Annotated in this window: 8 protein-coding genes; 6 read left to right on the forward strand and 2 right to left on the reverse strand. The window is 68.7% G+C overall.

Annotated elements, in window-relative coordinates; translation table 11 throughout:
- Positions 1 to 181 precede the first annotated feature (181 nt).
- The 5 genes from ACWAT2_RS16555 to rplI all read left to right on the forward strand — a co-directional run bounded on the left by ACWAT2_RS16555 (position 182) and on the right by rplI (position 4,615).
- Positions 182 to 2,686, forward strand: coding sequence for a transglycosylase domain-containing protein (locus ACWAT2_RS16555; RefSeq protein ID WP_480049150.1), 2,505 nt, complete (start codon positions 182 to 184; stop codon positions 2,684 to 2,686).
- Between the two features lie 189 nt (positions 2,687 to 2,875).
- Positions 2,876 to 3,166, forward strand: a complete 291-nt coding sequence (gene rpsF, locus ACWAT2_RS16560) for a 30S ribosomal protein S6 (protein ID WP_480049151.1) — start codon at positions 2,876 to 2,878, stop codon at positions 3,164 to 3,166.
- A 120-nt stretch (positions 3,167 to 3,286) separates the two neighbouring features.
- Positions 3,287 to 3,841 carry a single-stranded DNA-binding protein gene (locus ACWAT2_RS16565; protein ID WP_480049152.1) on the forward strand — a complete coding sequence of 185 codons (555 nt, stop codon included), beginning with the start codon at positions 3,287 to 3,289 and terminating at the stop codon, positions 3,839 to 3,841.
- 70 nt (positions 3,842 to 3,911) lie between these two features.
- Complete coding sequence (rpsR, locus tag ACWAT2_RS16570) at positions 3,912 to 4,148, forward strand: 30S ribosomal protein S18 (RefSeq protein ID WP_068203247.1); 237 nt, start codon at positions 3,912 to 3,914, stop codon at positions 4,146 to 4,148.
- 17 nt (positions 4,149 to 4,165) lie between these two features.
- Positions 4,166 to 4,615 carry a 50S ribosomal protein L9 gene (rplI, locus tag ACWAT2_RS16575; protein ID WP_480049153.1) on the forward strand — a complete coding sequence of 150 codons (450 nt, stop codon included), beginning with the start codon at positions 4,166 to 4,168 and terminating at the stop codon, positions 4,613 to 4,615.
- Between the two features lie 225 nt (positions 4,616 to 4,840).
- On the opposite strand, the gene ACWAT2_RS16580 is transcribed toward rplI, so the two are convergent.
- Both ACWAT2_RS16580 and ACWAT2_RS16585 read right to left on the reverse strand, forming a co-directional pair.
- Positions 4,841 to 5,860 carry a type IV toxin-antitoxin system AbiEi family antitoxin domain-containing protein gene (locus ACWAT2_RS16580; RefSeq protein ID WP_480049154.1) on the reverse strand — a complete coding sequence of 340 codons (1,020 nt, stop codon included), beginning with the start codon at positions 5,858 to 5,860 and terminating at the stop codon, positions 4,841 to 4,843.
- 178 nt (positions 5,861 to 6,038) lie between these two features.
- Positions 6,039 to 7,352, reverse strand: a complete 1,314-nt coding sequence (locus ACWAT2_RS16585) for an MATE family efflux transporter (RefSeq protein WP_480049155.1) — start codon at positions 7,350 to 7,352, stop codon at positions 6,039 to 6,041.
- A 304-nt stretch (positions 7,353 to 7,656) separates the two neighbouring features.
- On the opposite strand from ACWAT2_RS16585, the gene ACWAT2_RS16590 reads away from it, so the two are divergent.
- The gene (locus ACWAT2_RS16590) at positions 7,657 to 11,280 is read left to right on the forward strand and encodes a replicative DNA helicase (RefSeq protein WP_480049156.1); all 3,624 of its coding nucleotides are present in this window, start codon (positions 7,657 to 7,659) and stop codon (positions 11,278 to 11,280) included.
- Positions 11,281 to 11,497: the final 217 nt, after the last annotated feature.

Consider the following 11,497-nt stretch of genomic DNA (forward strand, 5'->3'; position numbering starts at 1 on the left):
GCGTGGAGCAGCCGCCAGAAGTGTGCGGACAACCGGTTCGAAACGCCGTCGCGAGCCCCCGACCTGGACAGGTCGCCAGGTCGATCCCCTAGTGTCTGGGGTGGTTCGCCGTGTCCGCTCACGGGCGGCACCCCCACAGCACGGTCGACAAGAACTTCTCGAAAGGCAGGGCGAGGCGAGCATGCGCAGACGTCGCTTCTGGAACTATCCGCGACGGGGCAAGGGCCTCGTGCAGCGGTGGCTGCCGTCATGGCGCGTCGTCGTCGGCACCTTCCTGGGCTTCGTCGCGCTCGGCGCGGGCGTGTTCTTCGCCGCCTGGACCTCGACCGAGGTCCCTGACGACCTCGACGAGGTCCGCAACCAGGCGAGCACCGTCTACTACGCCAACGGCAAGGAGATCGGGACCTACGGGGAGACGACCCGCGAGCTCGTCGATTTCGAGACGCTGCCGAAGTTCGTCGGCAACGCCGTCGTCGCCTCCGAGAACGACTCCTTCTGGACCGACCCCGGCATCGACGTCATGGCGCTCGCCAGCGCCGCGTACGGCAACCTCACCAGCGGCACGCAGCGCGGCGGGTCGACGCTGACCCAGCAGTACGTCGAGCGGTACTACCTGGGGACCACCAAGGACCTGGTCGGCAAGGCCAAAGAGGCGATCATCGCCCTGAAGATCACGCAGACCCAGGACAAGAAGCTCATCCTCGGCCGCTACCTCAACACGATCTACTGGGGTCGCGGGGCCAACGGCATCCAGGCCGCTGCGCAGGCGTACTTCGCCAAGGACGCCGCCGACCTCACCTACTCCGAGGCCGCGATGCTGTCGGGGATCATCCCGTCCCCGGTGAACTGGGACCCGTCGGTGAACCTCGAGCAGGCGCAGGCCCGCTGGCAGCGCAGCATCAATCGCATGGAGGAGCAGGGCTACCTCACCGCCGAGCAGGCGGACAGCGCCGTCTTCCCCGAGTTCGTCCCGAAGGAGGAGAACTCCGGCAACAGCCTCGGTGGCCAGAAGGGCTACATCCTCGCTGCCGTGCGCCAGGAGCTCGAGGCCAACGACGTCTCGCCGGAGGACATCGAGTCCCGGGGCCTGCAGATCTACACGACGATCAAGCCGAAGCTGCAGCGCGAGGCGGCCGAGATCGTCAAGAACATGCCCGAGGACACGAACAAGAACATCCGGCCCTCGATCGTGTCGATCGACCCGGAGGACGGTGCGATCGTCACGCTGTACGGCGGGCAGGACTACGTCACCCAGAACCTCAACACCGCCTGGCAGGACAAGATCCAGGGCGGTTCGACGTTCAAGCCCTTCACTCTCATCGCGGCGCTCGAGGACGGTCACGAGCTCAACGAGACGTTCGACGGCAACTCGCCCGGCCACCTCGACCCCGACGACCCCGAGAAGGAGTGGCCCAAGAACTTCGGAGGTGCCTCCTACGGCCAGGTGGATCTGGTCAGGGCGACGCAGGACTCGATCAACACGGCCTACGTCGCGCTGAACATGGAGATCGGCCCCGAGCGGACCGTCGACGTGGCCGAGCGGCTTGGCGTCCGTGAGAGCGACGAGCTCCAGGACAACCGGGGCAATGTGCTCGGCGACGCCGGGGTGTACCCGGTCGACATGGCGTCCGCGTACGCGACGATCGCCAGCGGCGGCTACTACGTGAAGCCGCACGTGGTCGACCACGTCGAGAACATCGACGGCAGCACCTTCTACGAGCCCGACGTCCTCCCCGAGAGGCGCTTCGAGTCGGACGTCACCACGCCGGCGACGTACGCCATGACGCAGGTCGTCGAGAAGGGTTCGGGACGAGCGGCGCTCGAGCTCACCGGGCCTGACGGCGAACGCCGTCCGGTGGCAGGCAAGACCGGAACCGCCTCGGAGAACAGGACCGCGTGGTTCGCCGGTTTCACGCCGCAGCTCGCTACGGTCGTCAACATCCGGCAGTACGACGAGATCGACCCCGAGCAGGGAATCTTCAAGGGCTGGGGCAAGATCGAACCCTTTGGACAGTGGGCCGGCAAAGAGATCACCGGCTCCACCTGGCCAGCCCAGGCGTGGACCGAGTTCATGCAGGTCGCGCTGGACGGCCAGGAGGTCGCGGAGTTCCCTGAGTACACCCCGCCGAAGCCCTCGTACTCCCCGTCGCCGACCCCGAGCGAGTCGACGCCCGAGTGGGTGGAGATCCCCGGCAACCTCGTCGGCATGGACGTCGCCCAGGCGACCGCGCAGCTCGACGGGCTCGGTCTGTCGGTCAGCACCCAGGCGCAGAACGACGATTCACCGAAGGGCACCGTCATCAGCGTCAGCAACACCGGCAGGGTCCCGGCAGGCTCGTCGATCACCCTGTGGGTGTCGACCGGGGAGTCGGACGAGCCCCAGGGCGTCGTCGTGCCGAACGTCGTCGGGCAGCCGCAGGGCAGCGCCGAGGCGCAGCTGCGCCGGGTCGGCCTCCAGGTCAACGTCGCCGAACAGCACGACCAGGCACCCGCCGGGACGGTGATCGGCGTCGACCCGGGCGTCAACTCGGAGGTCGAGCGCGACTCGACGGTCACGATCGTCGTGTCGCTCGGACCGGAGCCCGAGGAGACCGAGGAACCGGAGCCCGATCCGACCGACGCGACCGACGAGCCCACCGACCAACCCACCGACGAGGCGACCGAGGAGCCCGGCGGCTGGGGGTGAGCGACGCCACCCGGCCACGAACTTCGCCCAGGACCCCCCAGCGGGTATCCTGGACGACTGGCCGTGTCGCCGTCGTCCCGCAGCTCACCGAGCGCAGGGCGGCGAACCACGACACGGCCGACGCACGCAATAACCCTCCTGCCACGGAACGACCGTGGCCGCTGAGACCAGAGGAGGTGGGTTGAACACATGCGTCAGTACGAACTGATGGTGATCCTGGACCCGGAGGTCGAGGAGCGCACCGTAGCCCCGTCGCTCGAGAAGCTGCTCACGGTCATCAAGACCGAGGGTGGCTCTGTGGACAACGTGGACATCTGGGGTCGTCGCCGGATGGCGTTCGACATCAACAAGCGTTCCGAGGGCATCTACGCCGTCGTCGACTTCACCTCGACGTCGGACACCGCGAAGGAGCTGGACCGCCAGCTCGGCCTGAACGAGGCCGTGCTGCGTACCAAGATCCTCCGCGCGAACGCTCGCTGAGAACCCTGCTGAACCGGAACACCCGGCATTTCCGGCGCGACACCTGTCGGTAGCGCGTGATGGGATGCCACCTGGACATCAAGTAGAGCCGATTCTCGCGGACGAACGAAGGAGCTTGGCATGGCTGGAGAGACCGTCATCACGGTTGTTGGAAACCTGACTGCGGACCCGGAGCTGCGCTTCACCCCGTCGGGTGCAGCCGTCGCCAACTTCACGATCGCGTCCACCCCGCGCACGTTCGACCGACAGTCGAACGAGTGGAAGGACGGAGAAGCGCTGTTCCTGCGCTGCTCCATCTGGCGCGAGGCTGCGGAGAACATCGCCGAGTCGCTGACGAAGGGCATGCGCGTCATCGCGCAGGGCCGTCTGACGCAGCGCTCGTACGAGACCCGCGAAGGCGAGAAGCGCACCGTCGTCGAGCTGCAGGTCGACGAGATCGGCCCGTCGCTGAGGTTCGCCTCGGCCAAGGTCACCCGCGCCCAGCGCAGTGGTGGCGGCGGCGGATTCGGCGGTGGTGGCGGAGGCTACGGCGGCGGCAACGCCGGCGGGCCCGGCAACGGCGGTGGACAGGGCGGCGGTTTCGGTTCTTCCGGCGGCGGTCAGCAGAACGACCCGTGGGCCACGGCTGGCCCCGCGTCGTCCGGCGGCGGGTTCTCGGACGAACCCCCGTTCTGATCGGCGTCCACACCCACGTACATCCCGTCCCTGCCCCGGCAGGGACTGCACCTGTAGAGGAGCACCCACCATGGCAAAGCCTGTGGTGCGCAAGCCCAAGAAGAAGGCCAACCCCCTCAAGGCGGCCAAGATCGAGTCGGTGGACTACAAGGACACCGCTCTGCTGCGCAAGTTCATCTCCGACCGAGGCAAGATCCGCGCTCGTCGCGTGACCGGCGTCTCCGTCCAGGAGCAGCGCCAGATCGCCAAGGCCGTCAAGAACGCCCGCGAGATGGCCCTGCTGCCGTACTCGTCGTCGGCCCGCTGACCGGAAGGATCCAGATCATGGCAAAGCTGATCCTGACCCACGAGGTGACCGGCCTCGGTGAGCCCGGCGACGTCGTCGAGGTGAAGGACGGGTACGCCCGTAACTACCTCGTCCCGCGTTCGCTGGCGACGCCGTGGACCAAGGGCGCCGAGTCGCAGGTCTCTGCGATCCGCAAGGCTCGCAAGGCCCGTGAGATCGCCTCGCGCGACGACGCCCAGGCCGCCGCCGAGTCCATCCAGGCGCGGACCTACACCGTCGCCGCTCACGCCGGTGACACCGGCCGTCTGTTCGGTGCCGTCACGTCGGCGGAGATCGCTGACGCGATCGTCGCCGCTGGTGGCCCGAAGGTCGACAAGCGCAAGATCGAGATCCGCCAGCCGATCAAGTCGACCGGTGCTTACACCGTGTCGGTCCGCCTGCACCCCGAGGTGTCGGCGAAGATCGCGCTCGAGGTCGTCGCCGGCTGACGCCGGTTCGTCTCGCACGCCACGGCCCGGCCCCCTTCGGGGGGCCGGGCCGTCGGCGTTCCCGCCCCGCCCCGCCCCGCCCCGTCCCGTCCCGCGCCGCCCCCCGCCCCCCGTCGTGCCGGTGGTTCTGATCGCCTTCACTTCCAGGCGGATACTGAAGGGAATCTGAACCGTCGGCCGCTTCAGGAAGACAGACCGGTGGGGAGGGGGTCCAGGGGTGGACGATCAGTGCGGCAGCCGAGTCGGGCCTGGCGGCACCGAGTGCCCGGGCCGCCATCCGAGTCGCTGCAGCAGTCCGTGGATCTCGCCGCCCACGATGCCGCTCCGGGCGTCGGATCCTGAGTAGCGCACGACGACGTGACCTGCGGCGACCAGGGGGTTCTGACGCCGTCGGTCGCGGTACAGCGCTTCGGGTGCCTCGTGGAACTTCTTGCCGTCGATCTCGCAGACGAGCCATCGCCCTCCGCCGAGCCACCACGCAAGGTCGCACCGTGCGACCAGGTGATCGTGAACGTCGACGAACTCCCGCTGCAGGGTGTCGGGCGCGACGCCGAGATCGAGGCAGTCGAGACGCGCCCAGGTTTCCGCGGGAGATTCTGCACGTCCGTCGACCAGCTCCCACCAGGGGTGGGTGCGTGCGATGTTCCGCCGTCCGCGCGCAAGCTCTCGTGTCTCGCGCAGGCCTGCAGCGTCGACGATCCCACGATGCAGCGAGCTGTCCAGGACGGCCACGGCATCACGCCGCGCCAGAGTAGGAAGTGCCTGCGCGAGCGCGAGCGGAACCGGCGCGAGCATGCGACCGCCGACCGTGCTCACGTAGCGAGGCGGCCCGTAGCGGCGCAGTGTGACGCCTGACGGTGAGACGCGTTGCCGACGATCGAGCCGGGACACCTCGATGGGCGCACGCAGGGGTAGACCCTGGACGCCGTGGAGGACGAGCGCCGTCTGTCCGACGGCGACGGCCTGGGGACCGTGCGCGAGCAGTCCCAGCCACGCTCGTCGTCGGCGACGATGTTCGTGGACGTCGTCCCGGACCGGGTCCGGGTCCTCGCGACGTGCCGACGGGGGGTCGGGCACGACGTCGTACACACCCCTGAACACCCTGGTGAGGGTGCCGTACCGGACGTTGCGCGTGATGCGTGCCGAGGCCAGGCCGCAGCCGAGCAGCTGGTGCGTGTCGACGAGACCCTCTTGCGTGCGCGCGACATCGAGGACCGTCGACGGCAAGGGTTCGGGTCTCCGCACGGACCGATATCACCAGAACTGCGAGGGTGTCCGCTGCGGGCCTGTGGAAATGTCGGCGCCGGCGCCTCCGAGCGACCGGCTCGCCTTCAGCAAGACGCTCGGAGTGAAGGGAATCAGAACCGTCGACTGCTGGGGGGGCTGGTGAGGAAGGGGACAGCGACCAGGTGGATGCCGTGCCTCAGGCGCCGGTGGTCATCCAGCGCTCGCCGCGGGCACGCAGCCCGGTGGTCAGGGCGCGGGCCAGCATGAACACTCCCGCGAACGCCGCCCACAGCCACGCGAGCCCCGCCGCGCCATCGGGCGCCCACGCCCGCACCGCCAGAGCGCAGGGCAGGTAGAGCACCAACGTCAGCATCCCGGCCCACGCCAGGAAGCGGCCGTCACCGGCGCCGATGAGGACGCCGTCGAGCACGAACACCCAGCCTGCCATCGGCATGAACAGGCCCGTGACCGCGAGAGCGACGGCGACCGCGACGCGGACGTCGGGGTCGGCGGAGAACAGCGGCGCGATCCACCAGCCAGCCGCGGCCAGGACGACGCCCAGGACGGCGCCCGCGCCGACGCCCCACTGGAGGCAGCGGCGCAGCACCCCGCGCACGCGCTCGACGTCACCGGCTCCGAGGCCGTGGCCGACCAGCGCCTGCGCGGCGATGGCCAGCGCGTCGAGCGCGAACGCGGACAGGCCCCACAGGCTGTTGACGACCTGGTGCCCGGCGAGCGCGACCGCCCCCAGGCCGGTCGCGACCCACACGGTCATCAGGATCGCGAGGCGCAGGGACGCCGTCCGGACGAACAGCGGCGCGCCCGCGACGGCGTTCGCCCAGATGCCGGCGCGATGCGGGCGCAGCGAAGCGCCGCGGGCCCGTGCCCCGGCGACCACGACGACGGCGAGCACCACGCCCATGGCGAGCTGCGCAGCCGCCGTCGCGAGGGCCGAACCGGCGATGCCCATCCCGACGCCGTACACGAGAGCGACTGAGCCGACCGCGTTGGCGACTGCGCCCCCGGCGGCGACCCACAGCGGCGTACGGGTGTCCTGAAGGCCGCGCAGCACCCCGGTCGCGGCGAGGACGATCAGCATGCCGGGCAGGCCGGGTGCCGACCACCGCAGGTACGTGACGGCGTGCGTCGCGACGTCGTCGTCGGCACCCATGGCGCTCACCGCCCCGGGGGCGAGGACGAGGAGGGCGGCGGCGAGGACGACGCCGAGGCCGAGGGCGAGCCACAGGCCGTCGATGCCGGACTGGAGAGCGTCGCGCTCGGCGCCCGCGCCGAGGCGCCGAGCGACCGCCGCGGTGGTGGCGTAGGCGAGGAAGACGCACAACCCGACGAGGGTGACCAGGAGGGTCGAGGCGAGCGACAGGCCGGCGAGCTCGGCGGTGCCGAGGTGGCCGACGACGGCGCTGTCGACGAGCACGAAGAGCGGCTCCGCGACGAGGGCACCGAGGGCGGGGACCGCCAGCGCGAGGATCTCGCGGTCGAGCCGACGCACGTCACTCACCTTTCTTCGGTCCACATCCTGCGCACAACGTTCGTGCAGGTCAGGCAGGACTCTTCCGTTGTACACAGGAGATATCCCCAGTTGTGCACAGAGTTGTCCACCGCCCGTGCACAGGGTGTGGGCAGTCTTCCACACGTGTGTCCACACCTGTGTCCACAGGCTCGATTGCGGAGTCGGGCAGGCGCGCCTAGCGTCGTCCCGAGTGTCGGTGGGGCACGGTAGAACGAGTGCTTGACGGCAGATGAACTGCCTGGCCGGCGCAGCAGTCCGGCGGGAGCCGGTAGAGGGGGAACGCATGTCGATCGACGAGCTCGAGGCGGGCTACACGCCGTCGTCGGGAGCCGGGTTCGACCGCACCCCGCCCCAGGACGTCGCGGCCGAGATGAGCGTGCTCGGCGGCATGCTGCTGTCCAAGGACGCCATCGCCGACGTCATCGAGGAGATCCGCGGGTCCGACTTCTACCGCCCCGCGCACGAGCTCGTCTACGAGTCGATCATCGACCTCTACGGGCGTGGCGAGCCGGCCGACGCGATCACCGTCGTCGCCGAGCTGACCAAGCGCGGCGAGATCGGGCGGATCGGCGGCGCCTCCTACATCCATGACCTCATGGCAGGCGTCCCCACCGCCGCCAACGCGGGCTACTACGCGCGGATCGTGCGCGAGCGGTCCGTGCTGCGCCGCCTCGTCGAGGCCGGCACCAAGATCGTCCAGCTCGGCTACGCGACCGACGGTGGCGATGTCGACACCGTCGTCAACAACGCCCAGGCGGAGATCTACGCGGTCACCGAGCGGCGCACCACCGAGGACTACCTGCCGCTCGCCGAGATCATCGGGCCCACGTTCGACGAGATCGAGGCCGCTCAGGGCCGCGGCGAGGGCATGACCGGAGTGCCCACGGGGTACTCGGACTTCGACCGGCTGACGAACGGGCTGCACGCCGGGCAGATGATCGTCGTGGCGGCGCGACCGGCCATCGGCAAGGCCCTCGCTCTGGACACGCCGCTGCCCACGCCGACGGGTTGGACCACGATGGGCGAGGTCGCCGTGGGCGACCTGCTCGTCTCCGCCGACGGGACCCCCACGCGGGTCGTCGCGGCCACCGAGGTCATGACCGGGCGGCCCTGCTACGAGGTCGAGTTCGACGACGGCACCGTCATCGTGGCGGACGCTCAGCACCAGTGGGTCACCTCGACCCGCGCGCAGCGCCGCCGGGTGCGTGGTGGGGCGGTGCCGGAGTCGTCGATCTGCACGACGGAGGAACTGGCTGCCACCGTGCGCTGTGCGACGGCGGACCGGCGCGTGAACCACTCGATCGCCACCGCGGAGCCGCTGGACCTGCCCGAGGCGGAACTCCCGATCCACCCGTACGCGCTCGGCATCTGGCTGGGCGACGGCAGCTCGCGGCGTGCGGAGTTCACGTCGGCCGATCCCGAGATCGCCATGCGGATCGAAGGACTGGGCGAGGACATCGAGCCGACGGAATGTCGGCTCGGGCCGCTCGGGGTGCTGGAGAACAAGCACATCCCGACGGCCTATCTTCGGGCGAGCGAGGCGCAACGGCGGGAACTGCTGGCGGGCCTGCTCGACTCGGACGGGACGGTCGCGCCTCAGGGCAGCGTGCAGATCACGCTGACGGATGAGCGACTGGCGCGCGAGACCCGCGAGCTGATCCACACCCTCGGCTACTGCACAGGGTGGTCGACGCGGCGCGTCAAGGGGCGTAGCGAGGCGACCTCGACGGCCCACACGATCACCTTCACGACGAGCGACGACGTGTTCCAGCTCGAGCGTAAGCGGCTTGTCCACAAGGATCGACGGCGTCCTGGGACGGCCAAGCTGACCTCGCGGTTCGTCGTCGACGTTCGTCCGGTGGAGTCGGTCCCGGTGCGCTGCGTGGAGGTCGATCACCCCTCGCACCTGTACCTGGCCAGCAGGAACCTGGTGCCTACCCACAACTCCGTGCTCGGCATCAACGTCGCCACACATGCGGCGGTTCACCATGGAATGGCGTCCGTCATCTTCTCCCTGGAGATGAGCCGCAACGAGATCACCATGCGTCTCCTCGCCGCCGAGGCGAAGGTTCCGCTCACGCGCATGCGTTCCGGCAAGATGGACGACGCCGACTGGCAGAAGCTCGCCGGGACCATGGGCAAGGTGTCCGAGGCGCCGCTCTTCATTGACGACTCACCCAACATGTCGCTCATGGAGATCCGCGCCAAGTGCCGGCGCCTCAAGCAGCGTCACGACCTCAAGCTCGTCGTCATCGACTACCTCCAGCTCATGTCGTCCGGAAAGCGTGTCGAGTCCCGTCAGCAGGAGGTCTCCGAGTTCTCGCGTGCACTCAAGCTGCTCGCGAAGGAGCTCGAGGTGCCCGTGATCGCCATCTCGCAGCTGAACCGTGGACCAGAACAGCGCGGAGACAAGAAGCCGCAGATGAGCGACCTTCGTGAATCGGGCTGCCTGACCGAGGACACCAAGATCCTGCGCGCCGACACCGGCGCGGAGACGACGATGGGTGAGCTGTTCGCGCTCAACGCCAAGGACGTTCCCGTCTGGGCACTCAACGAGCGACTTCAGTACGTCCGCCGTCACCTCACCCACGTCTTCCCCACGGGTGTGAAGCCCGTCTTCAAGATGAGGCTCTCGTCCGGCAAGGAGATCGAGGCGACGGCAAACCACCCGTTCCTCACCTATGACGGTTGGACGCCGCTCGGTGAGCTCGAGGTCGGTTCGCGCATCGGCGTCCCGCGGCACGTCCCCGGCCCCGAGAAGAACGCCGAGTGGGACGACCGCAAGGTCGTCATGCTGGCGCACCTGCTCGGCGACGGGTCGTTCGTCAAGCGGCAGCCCATCCGGTACGCCTCCATCGACGAGCGGAACCTGGCGGTCGTGTCCGAGGCTGCCGCAGCCTTCGGGATCACGCCCATCCGTGACGAGTACGCCGCTGCTCGGGTGACGACGCTGCGGTTGCCGGCTCCGTACCGCCTCGCGCGGGGCCGTCGGAACCCGATCGCGGAGTGGCTCGACGACCTGGGACTGTTCGGTGCCCGAAGCCACGAGAAGTTCATCCCGACGGGCGTCTTCCACCTGCCGAAGCAGCAGATCGCCCTGTTCATCAAGCACATCTGGGCGACCGACGGGTCCGTCACGCTCAACAAGAACGGGCGCAGCGGGCGTATCTACTACGCCTCGACGTCTCGCGAGATCATCGATGGGCTGTCGCGCCTGCTTCTCCGGTTCGGTATCTCGACCCGAGTTCATCGCGCGACACTCAAGGGCGCCTATCGGCCCGGGTACACCCTCGACATCAGTGGTGTGGACGACCAGAGACGCTTCCTCCAGGAGATCGGGGTGCACGGCGACCGCGGCGACATCGCAGACAAGCTGCTGGAGACCATCCGCGAGACCAAGTCGAACACCAACGTCGACACCGTTCCGCGCCAGGTGTGGGACGACGTTCGCGCCCTGCTCGTCGAGCGGGAGATGACGCACCGGGAGTTCGCTGCCGCGATCGGGACACAGTTCTGCGGGAGTGCGTTGTGGAAGAACTCGCCCTCGAGGCATCGGCTTGGCAAGATCGCCAAGGTCCTCGAGAGCGAAGAGCTGGAGATCATGGCGGTCAACGACCTCTTGTGGGACGAGGTCGTCGCCATCGAGCCCATGGGGGAGAAGCAGGTCTATGACGCGACCGTGCTCGACGGACACAACCTCGTCGCCAACGGCATTGCGGCGCACAACAGCATCGAGCAGGATGCCGACGTCGTGATCCTGCTCCATCGGGAGGACGCCTACGAGAAGGAATCGCCACGTGCTGGCGAGGCGGACCTGATCGTGGCGAAGCACCGTAACGGTCCGACGGATACGATCACGGTTGCTTTCCAGGGGCACTATCAGCGGTTTGCCGACATGCAAATGTGATCGTTGTTGTTGTCGAGATGCAGCCTAGATTGCACAATCCTCCATCTATGCTGCATGGCAAAACCGACACCCTTCCATGACCGAGTGGTGACCTTGCCTTCGCGTGGAAGCGCCTGGCTACGGCTCGACCCCTGTCGGGATCGGGTCTGTCCGAATAACGGTGGGTGGGCCACGGCGTTCCTTAGTTGCTCGAGGGGCTGATGCGCCCCTCGAAGGT

The organism is Isoptericola sp. GX10416, from assembly GCF_056590155.1.